Raw genomic sequence first — 18356 nt, forward strand, 5'->3', positions numbered from 1 at the left:
ATCCGTTTAGACTGGTTCCATGACCGATCTCTCCGCGCGGCGCCGGTCGACGCACTCGGCGGACGCCGCGCCATCGACTCCTGCAGACGCCCCGGCACCGACGCCGGCCGAGCTGATGGAGCAGTTCGCGCAGGCCGCCTCCGACTACTACCGGACCTTCGGCGTCGTGGCCGCGGAACAGGGCCTGACCTTCATGCAGGGCAAGATGCTGAGCCTGCTGCGACGGCCCATGTCGATGCGCGGGCTGGCCGAGCTGATGGGCTGCGACGCCTCCAACGTCACCGGGATCGTCGACCGGCTGGAGGCCCGCGATCTCGTCCGCCGCGAGACCGACCAGAACGACCGGCGGATCAAGAACGTCGCGGTGACCGAGCAGGGCACCGAGGTGATCCGCCTGATCCGGGCCGACCTGATGTCCGGCATGACCGCTCTGGAACAGCTGGACCCCGCCCAGCGGCAGGCATTCCACGACCTGCTCGCCCAGGTCTTCCCCAAGAACGGCATCTGAACGACCCTAAATCCTGCGGCACATGGCTCGCCTCAGTTCCCACACTGGCGGCCCGCACGTCACGTCGGCCGGCGCCTGTCCATGGTCCAGTCGGCTCGCTGGTCGGGGTTGTGGACGGGGCGCCATACGGGTGCGGAGGGGCTGTGTTGGAGGAGGTCGGCCAGCGGTGCCGCGAGGAGGGGGACGTCGTAGAGGTAGGGGGACGCCGTCAGGTCCTGAGCTGCGGCGTGCAGGGCGGTGATGCGGTTCTTGACCCCGGTGGGTCCGGTGCGGTCCAGGACGAACAGCAGCCGTGGGAAGAGTGGGTAGCGTCGCCGCCATTCCTCCGCCGCCGGGTGGCTGGTGTGGCTGGTGTGGGGGTGGTGTATGTGCGGCAGGGGATCGGTGAGCCGGTCGTCCTGCTGCATGGCCTGGCTGCATGGCCTGGGATGTCTCCGGTAGTCCTGGGATCCGGTCGTCCCGCTGCTGACCGCCGCGGGCCCACTGGGAGATCATCGCGGTGGGTCTGTCCGGTTCCGGGCGGTCTCCCGTTCTGGCTTCCGGTGTTCTCCGTGGCCCGGAGGCGGCCTTGCTCTGGCTGAGCTGGGTCTTCACCGTCCTGGGGGTGGAGTGGCCGTATGTGGTGGGCCATTTGCTGGGTGGGCTGCTCGCCCTGTGCCTGGGGGAGGCTGGTCTTGCGTGCAGTGTCACCGTGCTGGCCCGGCGGGCTTGTGGATTCCCGTCGGGCGCCGTTACATCTATGCCGTGCTCGCACGCCGCCTTTTGCGGTGTGTGGTTGCTGTCCGGGTCGGTTTTGGAGGTAGTGGTGAGCACCGTGCTCCTGCCCGTGCGGTGTTGTCCGGTGCCCTGTATGGCTGGGCTGAGGCGTGCTCGCCGCGGGTAGTGTCCGCGGTCCTGTGGTCGTTGAAGTGGACACTCGCGGTCGCAGTTGTGCGGGCCGGGCGCGTGCCGGGTCTGTTCACCGGTGGTATCCCCGATGTGCCGGTTACCGTCGCCTGGGGCACCTGCGACCGCATCCTGCCGTCTTGGCGGGCTGCCCGGGTCCCGGGCCGTGTTCCCCCAGCCCCGGCTGGTGCCGTTGCACGGCTGCGGACACGTTCCCGTGCTGGGTGCAGCCGATCTGGTCGCCCGTACGATCTTCCACGCCACCCGACCACGCCACCCGACCACGCCAACCCCGAACTGCGCCCCTGCAGACCGTGGGGTGGCATACGACTGTGCGCCCTTGCAGGCGCGCATCGACCGCGGGCGCGCATCGGCCGCAGGCGCGCATCGGCCGCAGGCGGGTTGGCTGTAGTCGGGTCGGCTGGCGGTAGTCGTGACGCCGTCCGCCGGGTCGGAATCGCAGGAGCAGTCGGCCGGCAGGACATGAACCGGGTGGTTTCGTCGCCGGTCCTCATGGCCCTGGTGGGACGGGGGATGCCGGCCGTCACGTTTTCCGCGGTGGGCGGGTGTGTGGGGGCAAGGTGACATGCTTCCACCATCGGGTGAATCTTATGCGGGTCTCTTGCCTGGGGTGACGTTCTGCCTCTACTACTGGGATACCGGTAGGCCGCCCATCCGTGCCGGACAGCCACATCTGGGATGTCCGCCGACTTGCCTCGGAGAGCTGTTTCAGTTTCTTCTCCGCTGCCTCGCTCGGGCAACGGGCAAGCAGGCCGTACGGCGATCCACACGGAATCCGCTCACCACGAGGATTCCGGTGGCCTCTCGTCCCGGCCGGAGTCATCCACCGCACGCAGGGCAGGGAGCGTCGCCGCGCCCAGGACCGGGCCGGTCTGCTCGGGCCGTGTGTGCGTCTCCGCGGACATCCACCGAACCACACCAGTGACTCGTGTTCAGGAGACGTCCATGTCCGCAGAACTGATTTCCGGCCTGCCTCTGCCTCCCGTCCTGACGCAGCCGACGCTGTTCGCCGCCGTGCTGGGCTTCGGGCCCACCTCGGGTGGCAACGCCGTGCTGCTCATCGGCCTCAACCTCAACGGGGCGACGTCCGTCACCTTCGGCGGTACGCCGGCCACGATCGTCTCGCAGGACCCGTCGGGTGTCCTGCTCACCGTCACCGCACCGCCCCACGCGCCCGGCAACGTCCCCGTGGTCGTCACCACCCCCGCGGGGACCAGCAACCCGGCCGGCTACACCTACGTCGGGCCTCCGGTGCCCCCGCCGCCCACCGTCCTCGCCATCACCCCGCCGGCCGGGCCGACCGCTGGTGGTACGCCGTTCACGATCGTGGGCACCGACCTCACCGGTGCCTCGGTCACCTTCAACGGTGTTGCGGCCACCAGCGTCAACGTGATCGGCGGTGTCCTGCTGACCGGTGTGACTCCTGCGGGAACGGCCGGCAACGCCACCGTTCAGGTGACCACTGTGGCCGGCAGTGCCACCGTGCCCGGCGGATTCACCTACATCGCGCCGCCCCCGCCGGTCGTGACGGCCATCACCCCGCCGATCGGGCCGAGCGCGGGCGGTACGCCGTTCGTGATCACCGGCTCGGCGCTGACCGGTGCCGGTGTCACCTTCGGCGGCACCCCGGCGGCCAACGTCGTCGTCACCGCCAACGGCACGGTGCTCGTCGGCCTGACTCCTGCGGGAGCGGCCGGCAACGTCGCCGTGACGGTGACCACCCCGTCGGGCAGTGCCACCGTCCCGGGTGGGTTCACCTACGTCTGACCGCGCGGCGCTGTGGCCCGGCCGTCCGGCCGGGCCACTGGCGCGTCCGTGTCCGCGGCCCCGTCCGCGGCCCTGTGCGTGACACACGACCCGCCTCGACGTCCGCTCCGAAGACCCGGCGGAGACCGGGCGCGGTGGAGACCGGGTGTGGTGGAGACCGGGCGCAGTGGAGACCGGGCGTGGTGGAGACCGGGTGTGGTGGAGGCCGGAGGTGACGACGCCGGGCAGGTCGTGGGAACCGCCCCCGGCGTTCGACCGCGCTCTCCGGCTACCGGCTGCCGGCTGTCGCCCGCCCGCGAAGGCGGATCCCCCGCTGACGCCGGTCGCGGATCCTCCGCCGATGCCGGCCGGTGACCGGTGCGGGCCCTGGTGCGGTCCCTGACGTCCTGATCAGACACGGTCAGACGCGATCAGACGCGGTCAGGTGCGGTCGCGTGCGGTTACCTGCGGTCGGCTCGGAAGGGGTCCAGGGCCTGGCAGGCCCGGGTGGTTCCGTCCTCGGCTGTCAGAGCCCGGCCGAGTGTGCGTGCGGTCTGTGTGTAGGCGGCGTGGCGGGTGAGGGTGTGCAGTCGCTGGGTGAGGGCGGCGACGGTGAGTTCACCCGCCGGCAGGGGTGCGGGTCCCGCGCCGAGGTCCCGCACCCGCGCGGCCCAGTAGGGCTGGTCTCCGAAGAACGGGCAGATCAGGGAGGGTTTTCCCGCGCGTAGTGCCGAGGCCGTCGTGCCGGCTCCGCCGTGGTGGACGACAGCGGCCATCCGGGGGAACAGCCAGTCGTGGGGGGTGTCGTCCACGACGTGGATGTCGTCCTCGCTGGTGGCGGGATCTCCTGGCAGTACTCCGCGCAGGTTCGCCCGGCGCAGGGCCTGGCGTACCAGGGCGTCGGTCGCCTCGGGGTCGCCGGTTTTCATGCTGCCGAATCCGACGTAGACGGGCGGGGGGCCTTCGGCCAGGAAGGCGAGCAGTCGCCGTGGTGGTTTCCACAGGGGCCGGTCGTGGTGCCAGAAGCCGGTGACGTGGACGTTCGGTCCCCAGTCGGAGGGCCGCGGCACGATGGTGGGGCTGAACGCACACAGTACGGGTGCTCGGCGGACCTGCTGGAAGGGGGCCGGCAGGGACAGCGGCGGCAGGCCCAGGCCCTCGGTGCGCCATGTGTTGACGAACCGTCGGAACACCGTCCAGGATCCGAGGTCGACGGCACCGAAACTGAGCCGGTTGCCCGTGCCGCCCAGCAGCCGGGCGGCCGGTACGAACGGATGCGGGAAAGCCTTCGTCGGCTGGCTCGGCTGGAAGTGGATGATGGCGTGCGGCACTTGGAGGTACTGGCTGAGGTGAAGGCCGAGGAAGCTGAAGGTGGGTGCCAGGACCAGGTCGGCTCCTTTCGCGCCGGTCTGTGTCTGCGCGAGCATCGACATCATGCGGGGTCGCAGGACCCGGTCCATACGGCGGATGAACGCCACGGGGTTGCGTCGCCCGGCGAGGAGTTCCTGCCCCTCGGCCGACTCGATGATCTCCACCGGGTCGACCGGAAGGGGATGAAGATCCAGGCCCGCTTCGGCGACCAGGTGCCGGTAGCGGTCGCTGGCCAGGATCCTCACGGTGTCACCCCGCCGGGACAGGGCCCGGCCCAGTGCCAGGCAGGGCTGGACGTCGCCGCGTGATCCCGCGGCGAAAATCACCACTGTCCGCATGACGTCACTGCCTGATCGATTTCATGACCGACGGCCAGATGCCGTGCAGCTCCGCCCGCCAGTACGGCCAGGAATGCGTCCCGGGCCTGTACAGATGGGTGGTGACGTCGACGCCCGCGGAGCGGAGGGACCGCGCGAATGCGGTGACCTGTCCCTGCAGCGGTGCCTCGCCCAGCACGCTCGCCAGGACCACACCGGAGGAGCGTCCCTCGTCCAGGGGGCCGGGCTCGCTGCTGCCCGCGGAGAGATGGATGTGCGTTCCGCGGAAGGCACGCGGCATCGCGGCGGGGTTGTGCGCTTGCCAGACCTTGGCGTTCTTCACCGGGTCGCCCCAGACGTCCTTGATGTCGATGCCCTCCTGCCTGGTACCGAGTGCCAGTTCCAGACGCACGGCAGGGTCGTTCAGGTCCACGTAGGAGCTCATCGAGGCCACGTAACGGAACATCCCCCGGTGGTGCGCCGCGTAGTTGAGCGCGCCCAGGCCTCCCATGGACAGTCCCACGACGGCCCGTGAGCGGCTCGCGCGGAACTCCTTCTCCATGAGCCGCACGAGCTCGCGGGTGTGGAAGGTCTCCCAGCGGGGACCGCCGGCGAACCAGTCGCTGTAGTAACCGTTCCTTCCGGCGTCCGGCATGACGACCAGCACGTCGGAGTTCTTCGCCAACGCCTTCACGTCCGTCTCGCGTGTCCACGACGTGTAGTCGTCGTCGCCGCCGTGGAACATGTAGACAACCGGGAAGGTGGCTTTCGGCTTTCGGTTCCAGTTCACGGGGAGAATGACGCGGACCGGGACGGATGTGCCCATCGCCGGGGAACGGACGGTGACATCGCGCGTCCGTTTGTCGAGGACTTTCACGCCGGTGACACGGGCGTCCGTGGGGTGAGGCCGGTGCGAGGCGTCCGGTTTCCGCTCGGCCGCGTGTGCCTCGGCCGAGAGGAGAGCGGCGGCGAGCGAGAGGCAGAGCAAGTTCTTTTTTGCGTACTTCCTGAAAATGATCCACACAGGCGGGAGCATGACGAAGCGCGTTGATCACCACCAGCCAACACCCCGCGCGATGCAGGGCAATAGCCCGTACAGCCGAGCCGCGTTCGCGGGGTGCAGGGCAATAGCCCGTATGGCCGAGCTGCGTTCGCGCAACGCAGTGCATGGCCCGTATAGCCGAGCCGCGTTCGGGCGACGGAGGGCAATGGCCTGGCCCGTAGAGCCGGGCTGCGTTCGCGCGACGGAGGCAATGGCCCGTACGGCCGAGCCGAGCCGAGCCGCGTTCGCGGGGTGAGAGGCGTCACCCGCTCCCGGGGGATCCCGGACGGTGGGGAGCGGTTGCGCCTGCTCCGCGGGTGGGCCCCGCACAACAGGCGCACTGCGCCGGTCACCCCATGGGTCACCCCATGGGTCACCCCATGGGTCACCCCATGGGCCACCCCATGGGCCACCCCATGGCCCGGGTGACGTGCCGCGCGATGGTGTGGACGTGCGGGGGGTCGATGACGGACAGATGGTCGCCGTCGACCGGGACGATCTCGAGGTCCTGGCACAGCGGCGCCCAGCCGAGGTCGGCGTCCTGCCGCAGATAGCGCGGGTCCAGAGCGGTGGTGAGCTGCTGTGGCTGCCTGGCGCGGTAGAGGACGACGCGGCCCGCCTGGGGGCGGGGGACATAGCGTTCGCCGACGCGGGCGTCGACGTACGAGGTCCGCTGGTGCTCCATGATCCCCGGGCTCATGTCGAGCCCCGCTTCGGCGACCAGACGCATGACCACGTCGATCTGCTGATTGTCCGCAGTGGCCGCCAGCTCTTCGTAGGGCAGGTCGAGACGGTGTCCGTACGTTTTCTCGATGTACTCGGCGAAGCGGCCGAAACGCTCCAGCAGGAACTCCCCCGACTCCGGTTCCGGCAGGGGCGGGGGCAGGATGGTGTCGATCAGCCCGAGGAACCCGACCTTCTGTCCCTCTTCTCCCAGCTGACGCGCCACTTCGTAGGCGAGACACCCTCCGAAGGACCAGCCGAGCAGGTGGTAGGGCCCTTCCGGCTGGACGTCCCGAAGGAGCGTGCGGTAGCGGGCCGCTTTCTCCTCCATGGTGCTCAGCTCGTCGACGCGTTCCAGCCCGTACACGGGCTGTTCGGCCGGCAGCAGCCCCGTCAGCGGCAGGTAGACGGAGGTCGGGCCGCCGGCGGGGTGGAAAGTGAACAGCGGCGGCCATGGCGACCCGGGCAGGGGGGGACGCAGGGTGGTCAGCGCCGATCTGCCGGTTCTGTTGACGACGGGCCGGATCAGTTCGGCGATGGCCGCGACGGTGCGCCGCTCGAGAATGTCGTCGGCCGTGAGGCTCAACTCGGTGTCGCCGCCGAGACGACGGCGGATGACGTCCACCACAGCCGCGGCGGCGTCCCGGTCGCCGCCGGCGGTGGTGAAGTCCTCCCGGATGTCCCGGGGACCCTGCCGCAGGCTTTCGCCCCAGGAGCTCGCCACGAGCCGCTCCGCGGCATCCCTGGGGCCGAGGAAGCTCGGCAGCGTGAGCGCGGACGGCCCGGACGGCCCGGACGGCCCGGCCCGGTGCGTGCCGTCGGCCTGATGCGTGCCGTCGGCCCGGTGCGTGCCGTCGGGCGCCGGCTGCCGGCCACCGGCCGTTTGCGCGGTGGTGTCCAGTCCCAGTTGTTCGAGGACCGCGCGGCCGATCTCCTGCACGCTGGCACCGCGCAGCAACTGCGGGGTGGGCAGGTCGATACCGAAGTCCTGGCGGATCGTGTTGCGGATGCGCACCGCCACCAGGGAGTCCAGGCCCAGATCGGTCAGCGGGACCGTCTCGCCGAGTTCGGCGGCCGCGAACCCCATGAGGGCCGCCGTCCTGCCGACCAGGCGGGCGTACACCATGTGTGCGGCGGAGCTGCCGAGTGCCTCGATGCGGTGGGGGCCGGCCCAGTCGTCGGCGCCGGGTGAACCGTCCTCGCAGATGTCGGAGAAGAAGGGGAGGGCGGAGAGGCCGGGGAACGCCTCCAGCACGCGCTCCGCGTCCAGGTGGACGACGCCCACGTGCGCGCAGTCGCGGGTGAGGAGCGCCTGCAGGACGTCCATTCCTTCGCTCATCCGGATGGGTTCCAGCGCCAGGACGGGGTTCCCCGCCGTCATGCCGACGTTCTCCCACGGGCCCCAGGCGATGGAGGTCGCGGGCAGGCCCTCGGCTCTGCGCCGGTGGACCACGGCGTCGAGCCAGGCGTTGGCGGCTGCATAGGCGGACTGTCCGGGTGAGCCGAGCAGTGCCGCGGCGGAACTGTAGACCACCCACCAGTCCGGATCGTGCCCGGCGGTGGCCGCCTCGAGGTGCTGGGCTCCCAGGGCCTTCGGCCGCAGCACCGCATCGATGTCCGCCGGTTCCAGGTCGGTGATCAGACGGTCGTGCAGGACACCCGCGCAGTGCGCGATGCCGCGCAGGGTGTGGCCGTCGGCGAGTGCGGCACGTACCAGGTCGGTGGCCACGCCGGGATCTGCGATGTCCCCCTGGACGACGGTGACGGAGGTGCCCCGTTCCCGGAGTCCGGCCAGGAGGGCCCGGGTCTCGGGACTCGGGTCACGGCGTCCGTTGAGGACGATGCGCCCGGCACCCTGCCCGGCGAGCCGGTCCGCCGTGGCCAGGCCCAGGCCGGTCAGGCCGCCGGTGATGATGTACGCGCCGTCGGGACGGGCGAAGGGCACCGCGTCGTTGCGCAGGGCGTCGAGGTCGGCCCGTGCCAGACGGGCGGTGAGGCGTGTGCCGGCCCTCCAGGCGATCTCGTCCGCGGCGTCGTCCGAGACGAGTTCGTCGGCGAGGTCGTCGAACGCCCCGGGCTGTCCATCGATGTCCACCAGTGAGGCCCGCAGCTGGGGGTGTTCGAGCGCGAGGACCCGGACGAGTCCACGCAGGCAGGCCAGGGACGGCGTTCCGGGGTTCCCGGAGCCCGTCGCCTGTGCCAGCACGGTGGCCATCCACAGGCGCGGCGGTTGCCGGTGCGTGGCGTCGGCCAGGCGGCGTGCCAGCCGTGCCGCCCTGTGCAGTGGCCGCATGTCGTCGTCGTGCTCGTGCTGCTGGAAGAGGAGGACCACGGCGCTCGGGCCGTCCTGCGGAGTCTGCAGCCAGGCATCGAGTACGGCATCGCAGGTGCCGTCCCCGGCGTCGGCCGCCGTGGTCTCGACACCGCCGGCTTCCAGGGCCGCCGCGAGTGAGGCCGTGGCGCCGCCCGTGGCGTCCGGTTCGTCGCTGATGAGCAGGACACGCAAAAGACGCCGCACGGGCAGGGGAAGGGTCGACTTCTCCCACTGGATGTCGTACGTGCACGTCTCGAGGGAGCGCGGCACTTCGTGCGGCTCGACGGGCCGGAGCTGAAGGGACCGGGCGACGATTTCGCTCGTGTCCCCCCGGGCGCAGACGTGCCATTGCCCGGCGCCCGCGCCCGCCGGGCCGGCACCGCCGACGGGCGTGCAGGCGATGTCGTAGCCGACGTCGATGATGCCGGGGCCCTTGACGAGCAGGGATCCCACGCCGACCGGGACGGTGTGCGCGCGGTCGCCGGCCGGCGCGGTGTCCGCGGTGCTGTGCGCCGCCAGCATCGCGGCCAGGACGGGTGCGTAGGACGACCGGCGGGACGGCCGCGAGTCCTCGGGGACGAAGTGCTGGACGAGCGCCGGCTGCGGTTCCGGCCTGCCCTGGTGTTCCGGCCTGCCCTGGTGTTCCGGGTCCCGGGTGATGCGGGCCGAGGCGTAGCAGCGCCACACGGTGTCGGCTCCGCGGGCATGCAGGGCGAGGGTTCCGTGTGTGCCGGAACCCGGTTCCCACACCGTGGTCAGGGGGGTGCTGCTGGAGATGGCGAGCCACTGGTGGATCTGCAGGTCCTCGATGCCGAGGTGGGTGAGGCCTTCCCGGCCCCACAGGTCCAGGCCGGCCTCGATCATCAGCTCGGCGGCCTCGGAGAGGGTCAGCACCGCTCTGCCGTGAACGGTCTGGCGGGTGCCGTGCCGGCGGGTGCCGACGTCTCCCTGCCACAGCACGGCGCCGGTCCTCGGGTCGTCGGTGCGCACCCCCAGCAGGGGATGGCCGCCGGCTTCGGCCGGTGGGGCGGAGCGGGGGAACCAGAACCGTTCGTGCCGCCACGCGGGCGTGGGCAGCGCGGTGCGCGCACCGGCGGGCCACAGCCCGGCGCTCAGCGGGACGCCGGCGAAGTGCAGCCGCGCCAGCGCAGCCCGCACCTGGACGCTCTCGTCGGTGTTCCTGTGCAGGGTCGGGACGATCAGCGCCCGGTCGCCCGCCGGTGTGCCGTCGAGGCTCTCCGCGATCGGGAGGACGACGATCGGGTGGGGTGAGATCTCCAGGAACAGCGTATGGCCGTCCTCGGCCGCCGCTGTCACCGCCTGCTGCAGGCGTACCGGGCGCCGGACGTTGGCGCACCAGTAGGCCGTACCGGCCGGCGTGCCCGCGCGGGAATCATCGAGGACGGTGCTGTACCAGGGGGTGACGGGTGCGTGCGGACGCAGGTCGGCGAGGTCTTCGCGCAGTCGCGTCAGGACGGGGTCGACGAAGGCTGTGTGGGCGGCCCCGTTCAGCTCGAGCAGCCGGGCGAGCAGGCCCTGCTCGGTCAGCTCGTCCACCAGGTCGCGCACCGCCCGGGCCGGGCCGGCCACGGTGCACCGCTGGGGGGAGGACTCGACGGCGACCTCGACTCCGGGAAAGCGGCCGAGGACGGCCGCGCGGGACTCCACCGGCAGCTCCACCGCGGCCATCGCGCCGGCCTTTTCGGCTTCGACGGTGGCCAGGTGGGCCGACCGGCGGGCGATGACACGCACTGCGTCGCGGTCGTCGAGAACACCGGCGACCACGGCGGCCGCGATCTCGCCCATCGAGTGGCCGATCACGGCGGCGGGCTGCACACCGTGGTCCTGCATGGTCCGCGCCAGGGCCAGCTGGAGTCCGAAGATCAGCGGCTGGACCCGGTCGATCGTCCCAGCGGACTCGGACATGATCATATCGGTCAGGGAGGAGCCGGTCTCGGTGCGGAAGTGCGGGTCGAGCGCGCGCACATGGGCGGCGAAGACGGCGTCGTCGGTCAGCAGACGCCGCCCCATGCCCTCCCACTGCGACCCGTATCCGGAGAAGACGAAGACCGGCCGCCGTTCCGCGCACGGCTGCGTCGCCCGTGCGTCGGTGCACGCGGCGACCACACCGGGCACCGTCTCCCCCCGGGCCAGCGCGGCCAGCCCGGCAGCCGCGTCCGTGCGGGTCCGCGCGACGACGGCGGCGCAGGACGGGCCACGGCGGTGCGAGGCAAGCGTGTGGGCGATGTCGGTGAGAGAGGGCGCGCTGTCGGACGCCACCCAACGCGACAGACCCGCGGCCACGTCGGCGAGCCGGTCCGAGGAACGGGCCGACACCACCAGGATGTGCGGGCGGCCCATCTCCACGTCCACGTCCTCGTCCTCGGCCCGCGCCCGGCGGCCGGCCGCGGGCGCCTGCTCGAGTACGGCGTGCGCGTTCGTACCGCCGAAGCCGAAGGCCGAGACGCCGGCGCGCGCCGGACGGTCCCCGGCGGCGGGCCAGGGGGTCGGCTCGGTGACCACCCGCAGGCCCAGGCCGGTGAAGTCGATGTGCGGGTTGGGATTGTGGAAGTGCAGACTCGCGGGGATACGGCCGTGGTGCAGGGCCAGTGAGGTCTTGATCAGGCCGATGATGCCGGCCGCGCCCTCCAGATGGCCGAGATTGCTCTTGACCGATCCGATCAGCAGCGGCCGGTCGGGCTGTCTGCCACGTCCGACGACCGTCCCGAGGGCGGTCGCCTCGATGGGGTCTCCCAGCAGCGTGCCGGTCCCGTGCGCCTCGACGTAATCGACATCGGTGGCGTGCAGGCGCGCGTCCCGCAGGGCGTCACGCAGCAACGCCTCCTGCGCGGCCGGGTTGGGCGCCATGAGGCCCGCGGAACGGCCGTCCTGATTCACGGCGGTGCCCCTGACGACGGCCAGCACCCGGTCACCGTCGCGCTGGGCGTCGGCGAGCCGTTTGAGTACGACGACGCCGCAGCCCTCACCGCGGGTGATCCCGTCCGCCGCGGCGTCGAAGGCTTTGCACCTGCCGTCCGCGGCCAGCGCGCCGGCCTGGCCGAGCGAGGCCGTGACCGTCGGGGACAGGATGAGGTTGACTCCCGCGGCCAGCGCCGTGTCGCACTCCCCGCTGCGCAGGCTGCGGCAGGCCAGGTGCACGGCCACGAGGGACGACGAACAGGCGGTGTCCACGGTGATGCTGGGGCCGCGGAGGTCGAGCTGATAGGACACGCGGTTGGCGGCGATGCTGCCGGCAGCTCCCGTACTGGTCCACGCGGTCAACCGGGTGGGATCCGACGTCGTCAGATGCCCGTATTCCAGGGCGCTCAGACCGACGAACACGCCGGTCGGCGTGGTCTGCAGGGAGGGCGCGGACACCCCCGCGTGGTCCAGCGCCTCGCAGACGACCTCGAGCAGCAGCCGTTGCTGGGGATCCATGACTTCGGCCTCGTGAGGCGTGATGCCGAAGAACCTGGCGTCGAACCCCTCGATGTCATGGAGAAAGGCACCCCACTGTGTGGTGGACTCCATCAGCGCGGTGACGTCGGGCGCCGTCCCGGCGAAGTTCGGCCAGCGTTTCTCGGGCACCTGGCCGACCGTGTCCGTTCCCGTCACCAGCTGGTCCCAGAACGCCTCCGGCCCGTGCACGTTGCCGGGCAGCCGGCACCCGATACCGATGACGGCGACGGCACCGGCACCGGCGCAGGCGGCGGCGTCCGCCTCGCAGGACGTACCGGACTGCCGGCCCGACCGCGCGGCATCGCCCTGGCCGGCGTCGGCCAGGCCGGCCACGAGCTGCCCGATCGTGGGGTACTCCCACAACAGCGTGGCGGGCAGCGATCGGTCGAGGATCTTCTCCAGTTCGCCGGTCAGCCCCACGGCGTCGCGCGAGGTGAAACCGTACTCCGCCAGTGGCTGATCGTCATCGAGCTGCTCCGGCGGGATACCGCTGACGTCCGAGACCAGCCGCACCAGAGCGCTCCGCAGCTCGGCAGCGCCAGATCCGCGGCGGCCGTCCCCGCTGGAGGCATTGGCCCCGGTGTCGCCCTTGACCGTGTCCTGGTGTCTGCCTGGGTGGTTCATACGTTGTCGGTCTCCTTCTGTGCACACGGGGCGGAGATCCAGGCACCTCGGAGGTAGCGCTCACGGCAAGCGCCGCGAGCGATCTTCCCGCTGGTGGTCTGGGGTACGGTGCCGGGAGGGGCGAGGACGAAATCGTGCACCGCGAGGGCGTGAGCAGCCGACACCGCCATCCGCACAGCGCGTGTCACCTCGTCCCCGACCCTGTGGGGTTCCGCGAGGTCACGGGCGTGCTCGGCCACAACGACCAGACGTTCCCCGCCGTCGGCGGGGACGGAGAACGCCGCGGTGTGATGACGGCGGATCGCCGGGTGGGCGTTCTCGACGGTGTGCTCGATGTCCTGCGGATAGTGGTTGGTCCCGTCGATGATCACGAGGTCCTTGAGACGACCGGTGATGTAGAGGTGGCCGTCGTGCCGCACTCCGAGATCTCCTGTGCGCAACCAGCGCTGCGGCCTCTCGCCAGGGTCGTCGCCGTGGAGGGCGGCGCGGAAGGTCGCCTCGCTCTGTTTTGGGTTTTGCCAGTAACCGCGTCCGACGTTGGGCCCGCGCAGCCAGATCTCACCCACACGCCCCTCCGGCAGCCGGACGAGGCTGACCGGGTCGACGATCGCGGCCTCCTGGCCGGTGGGCCGCCCGCAGCCGACCAGGCAGGTCACGGCCTGTCCGCCGCCTTCGGCCGGCCGGGCGGTGCCGGCCGCCAGCGCGTCGCGGTCGAAGGAGGTGACGGTCGGCACCTCACCGGCTGGTGAGGCAGACACGAACACGGTCGCCTCGGCCAGCCCGTAGGACGGACGCATCGCCGTGGGGACCGCGCCGACCGGGCCGAAGGCATGCTGGAACCGCTGGAGCGTCTGCTCGGCGATGGGTTCACTGCCGTTGACCATGGCGGTGACCGACCCCAGCGACAGCGTCGCGCGCTCCTCGGCGGTGACCCGGCGCGCGCAGTAGTCGTACGCGAAGTTGGGGGCGGCGGTGAGCGCTCCCGGGTGGCCGCTGAGCAGCCGCAGCCACCGCACGGGCTGCTGCACGAAGGCGAGCGGATCCATGAACACGGAATGGACGTTGCCCACGACGGGAAGTACGACCGCCAGCACGAGCCCCATGTCGTGGTAGAGCGGGAGCCAGCCGACGGTGCAGTTGCGCCCGGCGCGGATGCCGTACGCCGTCAGCGCCTGGCGCGCATTGGCGCAGACGTTGGCGTGGGTGATCTCCACGCCCGACGGCATGCGGGTGGAGCCCGAGGTGTACTGCAAGTAGGCGAGCTGCCCGGGGCCCGGATGAGAAGGCCCGCCGTCCGCTGCTTCGCCCGGTGCGGTCCAGCCCGAGAGCAGGTCCTCCTCGGTGGTCACCCGGACGCGCAGGCCGCTCTGGTCGGCGCAGAACTTCTCCGCGTCCTGAAGCGAGCCGGGACTGGTGAGAGCCAGCACCGGGTCGGCGTCGGCGAGCGCGGCGGCCAATTTCTCCGCATGCCCCGGCAGAACAGGGGGGAAGAGGGGAACGGCGATCGCACCGGCGCAGGTGGCCGCGAGGAAACCGACGACGTAATCCAGATTCTGCGGCCCCACGAGGGCCACCCGCTCACCGGCCGCACCGCCGTGACGCAGGGCCGCCGCCAGGATCCGTACCCGCTTTTCCAGCTGGCGCCACGTCAGAGAGGTGGACACGCCTTCGCGATCGGTGCTGAAGTCCACGAAAGTGAACGCTTTATCGACCGGGGCCTGCGCTGCGGCCCGGGTGAGATGATGACTGATCGTCTCATCCATGGTTTTCAGCATGAAGTCACCGAACCCTTGTCCATGACACGCAGCGGGTCTCCCCGGCCGTCGGCCTGTCGGTCAAATGGGCGAGCTCCGCCTCCGCCCGTCATCGATCGCCAATGCGTAGCACTGATGCGCGATCAGTTAAACATATTGACATACCAGACATGCAGCGCCACGCCGAGAGCCCCGCCCGGCCGACCCACTGGAACGGCCGGTATTTATCCGGCAGTCGCCGGACACCACGACCAGGGCGTTCGAGAGTCGCGCCGGCCATGCCCGCGAGGCAGAGTACGAATAAGGGCGCGCGGAACACGGCAACCCCTTACCGCCATTCGGGCTAATCAAGGCAGGTACCGTGAGACGACCGCATGTCCTCACCATCCTCGTGGCCGTACTGCTGCCGTCCTTCATGACCGCTCTGGACAACACCGTCGTCAATGTGGCACTGCCTCAGATTCAAGCCGAACTCGCCTTGAGCGAGGCCGAACTCAAATGGACGGCGGCCATTTATCCCCTCGCCCTCGCGAGCCTTCTGCTCCTGGGCGGCCATCTGGCGGACACCGCCGGACGGCGCGCGACACTGTCGCTCGGTGTCGCCCTCTTCACCGCCGCATCAATGGGATGCAGCGCGGCACCCTCGGGGACGGCCCTCATCGCCTGCCGGGGACTGCAGGGAGCAGGCGCCGCACTGATCCTGCCGGCCTCACTGGCGATCCAGTCGCACGATCTGCCGCCCCGCCTGCGCACCGCCGCCTTCAGCGCCGCCACCGCCGCGCTGGCGTCCGCGCTGGCCTGCGGCCCCGTGGTCTCCGGCGTCATGACACAACACCTGGGCTGGGAGTCCGTGTTCGCCCTCAACGCGCCACTGGGCGCCGCGAGTTTCCTCGTCGGCTTCCTCATCCCCCGGCCCGGACCCTCAGCCCGCACCGCGCCCCCGGCCTCGGCCACGCTCTCACTGCGCATCGTCGCATTGGCCTGCTGCTCGCTGGCGGCCCTCGCATACTGCTTGATCGAAGGACCTGAACAAGGTTTCGACGCCTTTCCCGTCACCCTGTCAGGAGGCGTCATCGTCGCGCTGGCCGTTGTTCTGTTCCGCGAACTGAGATCGCAAAGGAACACCGTGTTGCGACTTCTCTTCCGGCAACGCCCTTTCGTCGGCGGAATCATTACTCAAATGCTATGGGGCTTGAGCGTGAGCGGCGTCTATTTTTTCACATCACGGTTCCTGCAGAACGGCCTCGGCCTCGCCCCGACGCCGGCCGGACTGGCATTCACACCCGTAGCTTTTTCCCTGATCATCACCATTCCTTTCATCGCGCGAATGGCACGCCGATGGGGGGACGGCCGGATCTCCGCTGCGGGCCTGCTCCTTGTCGGCCTCGGGCTGCTGATGGTCATGTGGGGCAGCTCGGCAGGAAAGCTCGTCGGTATGCTGCCCGGACTATCGGCCATCGGTTTCGGCTCCGCACTGGCCGTTCCACTCACCACCCGCGCCCTGGAATCCTCACCGGATCACCTTTCCGGCATCGCCGCCGGATTCTTCAGCGCCGTCCGCGAGGCATCGGGAGTCATCGGGATCGGCCTGGTAGGCGCCATCGTATCGTTCGCCGAACACACCGCAGCCGCCACCGGATCCGACAACTCCGGCGCATTCCTCTCCGGCTACCAAGCCGGCCTCTGTCTCGCTTCGGCACTGGTCGCGGCCGGAGCACCCGTAGCTCTATGGGCGCTCCGACAGCACAGAAGCCCACTGAAAACCGACAGAGACACCCCCACACGCACCCCGGAACCAAGGCCGTAAAACGGCGCGACTTACCACAACTGCCGGTCACTGCGAGGCCACGACTACCACTGAGCGTCCCCCGCCTGCCCGGTGCGCGAGCGCGAGCCCCGGGCATACGGCAGGGGGAAGAACGAGCATGTGCCGGCCACTTGACGCGCACGCGCACGCGGAGGGCCGCGTCCGTCTGTCCGCGCATGAGTCGGCCGTTGGTGCGGGAGGCCACCGGAGGGATCGTGGGCCGAGGACACCCGGGGCCGCTTCTGACGAGGCGTGCTGTGCCCCGAACGGTGTGACCAGGCATGATCTCGTCCGGTTTGCCCACGGCGCCCTTCCGAATCCCGCACCTGCCTTCCCAGGCCGGACGAGCGTGGTCGGCTGAGGCACATAAGACGGGTCTCGTCAGCGCAGGCCGCCGACCGAGCACCGGCCGGGGGAGCGCTGGAGCGGGCTCCCGGAGAGCAGCCGGCCACCGAGCAGTACCGCACAGGCCCCGACGCTCAGCAGCCCACCGACAAGGAAGATGCCTCGCACCCCGGCGAGCGGCAGGACGAGTGCCCCGAGGGCGGCGCCGGCCGCGATACCGGCGTTGTAGGTGTTGGAGTTGGGTGTGTGTGGTGGGGTGTGTGGTTTTGGGGTGGTTGTGAGTGCTGGTCCGGGTGTAGCGTCCGTCAGGGCCAGGGGCATGACTGCTGCGACTGGATGGGCGCTGGCTGGGTGCAGGCTGAGCATGCCCGTCGCCTGTGTGCCTATGGCCTGTGTGCCTATGGCCTGTGTGGTTATGGCCTGTGTGGTTATGGTGGTGGGTAGTGACGGACTCCGAGAAGTGGTCCAGTAACGTTCCGGTGGTGTTCATTCCGGTCAGGCAGGTGGCTCTGAAAACCACGAGCAGGATACTGACCGTGCTGGGGGAGAACCCGCTGATGTCGCCCGGGAATTTTACGATGTAGGTGTGTCCCGCGAACGTCCTGGTGGCGGGCAGGGCCCCGGCCGCCAGTACGGTCCCGGACCGCTGCACGTGGGGACGGGCCGTGTAGGCGGCGGGTTCCTTCCGGACGTGATGTCGGAAGCAGAACGGCGATCGTTACCGGAGAGACGAGCTCCAACGCTGTCGGTATGGCGACGGGCACCTGCCAGTCGCTGTGCCGGCCCGGCCGGGTTCCGGCGGGAATCCCGAGTATGAGGGGGAGCGAACCGGCGATCGGCAGCGTTCCGACCACACGCCCGCGGGCCCCCGGGCGTGAACAGGCCTACTGCGACGGGGCCCATCACGGCTCAGAACAGTGCCTGGGCGAGTGCGGTCAGCAGCCGTGCCACCAGGGGCAGCCGGTACGAGGTGGCCAGCGCCGCCAAGCCACTGGACAGGACCTGCACGGCCAGCACCTGCGGGCACATGATGCCGGGGCACAGACCGCGTCACGTGGGCGAGCGGCACAGACGCGGCAGCCACCGTCACGCCGTACCCCGTAACCAGCAGACCGACCGCTGACACCGGTACCCGAAGGCTTCCAGAGATGAACTCGAGCAGGCCGACGGGCAGGTTCTCCACCGTGTTGAAGGTGAAGACGGCCAGCATCAGGGCCACAAGCACCGCAGGCCTGCGCCAGGAAGCCGACTGCAGAGAGCCGCTGCGGACTCTTCCCACCGCCGCGCACTGCTCCTGCTCCGTGACGCCGTCCATGGACTTCACCTCACCGGGCACACCGGCCCCGTGGAGGTCTTCGCTGCGTTGTCCGGGGTGATTCTTGTTTTGGTGTCCGGGGGTAGATGGGTGCCGTTGGCCGGGATGGTGGGTGTGTTTTACGG

The 18356-nt window shown here is 70.5% G+C and carries 8 protein-coding genes; 3 read left to right on the forward strand and 5 right to left on the reverse strand.

Annotation, left to right across the window (positions count from 1 at the left end; genetic code table 11):
• Positions 1-19 precede the first annotated feature (19 nt).
• Positions 20-508, forward strand: coding sequence for a MarR family transcriptional regulator (locus AB0F77_RS22950; protein ID WP_361951565.1), 489 nt, complete (start codon positions 20-22; stop codon positions 506-508).
• 59 nt (positions 509-567) lie between these two features.
• Here AB0F77_RS22950 and AB0F77_RS22955 read toward each other — a convergent pair whose 3' ends face one another.
• A complete protein-coding gene (locus AB0F77_RS22955) occupies positions 568-915 on the reverse strand; it encodes a hypothetical protein (protein ID WP_361951568.1) in 348 nt (115 codons plus the stop codon).
• 1444 nt (positions 916-2359) lie between these two features.
• Here AB0F77_RS22955 and AB0F77_RS22960 point away from each other — a divergent pair.
• Positions 2360-3181, forward strand: coding sequence for an IPT/TIG domain-containing protein (locus tag AB0F77_RS22960; protein WP_361951570.1), 822 nt, complete (start codon positions 2360-2362; stop codon positions 3179-3181).
• A gap of 440 nt (positions 3182-3621) precedes the next feature.
• Here the strand turns inward: AB0F77_RS22960 and AB0F77_RS22965 are convergent, their stop codons facing one another.
• The 4 genes from AB0F77_RS22965 to AB0F77_RS22980 all read right to left on the reverse strand — a co-directional run bounded on the left by AB0F77_RS22965 (position 3622) and on the right by AB0F77_RS22980 (position 14785).
• Entirely contained in the window at positions 3622-4869 is a 1248-nt protein-coding gene (locus AB0F77_RS22965; RefSeq protein ID WP_361951573.1) for a glycosyltransferase, read from the reverse strand.
• A 4-nt stretch (positions 4870-4873) separates the two neighbouring features.
• Positions 4874-5884 (reverse strand): alpha/beta hydrolase family protein, encoded by a 1011-nt coding sequence (locus AB0F77_RS22970; RefSeq protein WP_361951576.1) that lies wholly within the window; start codon positions 5882-5884, stop codon positions 4874-4876.
• A 391-nt stretch (positions 5885-6275) separates the two neighbouring features.
• Positions 6276-13010, reverse strand: a complete 6735-nt coding sequence (locus AB0F77_RS22975; RefSeq protein WP_361951579.1) for an SDR family NAD(P)-dependent oxidoreductase — start codon at positions 13008-13010, stop codon at positions 6276-6278.
• On the reverse strand, positions 13007-14785 hold the full coding sequence (locus AB0F77_RS22980; protein ID WP_361951582.1) for a fatty acyl-AMP ligase: 1779 nt from the start codon (positions 14783-14785) through the stop codon (positions 13007-13009). Before AB0F77_RS22980 ends, AB0F77_RS22975 begins: the two co-directional genes overlap by 4 nt.
• A gap of 370 nt (positions 14786-15155) precedes the next feature.
• On the opposite strand from AB0F77_RS22980, the gene AB0F77_RS22985 reads away from it, so the two are divergent.
• Entirely contained in the window at positions 15156-16571 is a 1416-nt protein-coding gene (locus AB0F77_RS22985; protein ID WP_361951585.1) for an MFS transporter, read from the forward strand.
• Positions 16572-18356: the final 1785 nt, after the last annotated feature.

Origin of the sequence: Streptomyces sp. NPDC026672, assembly GCF_040638185.1 — a bacterium.
In the GTDB taxonomy this organism is placed as follows: Bacteria; Actinomycetota; Actinomycetes; order Streptomycetales; family Streptomycetaceae; genus Streptomyces.

Bases quoted from the DNA above. Each gene is read 5' to 3' on its own strand.
- AB0F77_RS22950 (WP_361951565.1), top strand. From the start codon at position 20: ATGACCGATCTCTCCGCGCGGCGCCGGTCGACGCACTCGGCGGACGCC.
- AB0F77_RS22955 (WP_361951568.1), bottom strand. From the start codon at position 915: ATGCAGCAGGACGACCGGCTCACCGATCCCCTGCCGCACATACACCAC.
- AB0F77_RS22960 (WP_361951570.1), top strand. From the start codon at position 2,360: ATGTCCGCAGAACTGATTTCCGGCCTGCCTCTGCCTCCCGTCCTGACG.
- AB0F77_RS22965 (WP_361951573.1), bottom strand. From the start codon at position 4,869: ATGCGGACAGTGGTGATTTTCGCCGCGGGATCACGCGGCGACGTCCAG.
- AB0F77_RS22970 (WP_361951576.1), bottom strand. From the start codon at position 5,884: ATGCTCCCGCCTGTGTGGATCATTTTCAGGAAGTACGCAAAAAAGAAC.
- AB0F77_RS22975 (WP_361951579.1), bottom strand. From the start codon at position 13,010: ATGAACCACCCAGGCAGACACCAGGACACGGTCAAGGGCGACACCGGG.
- AB0F77_RS22980 (WP_361951582.1), bottom strand. From the start codon at position 14,785: ATGCTGAAAACCATGGATGAGACGATCAGTCATCATCTCACCCGGGCC.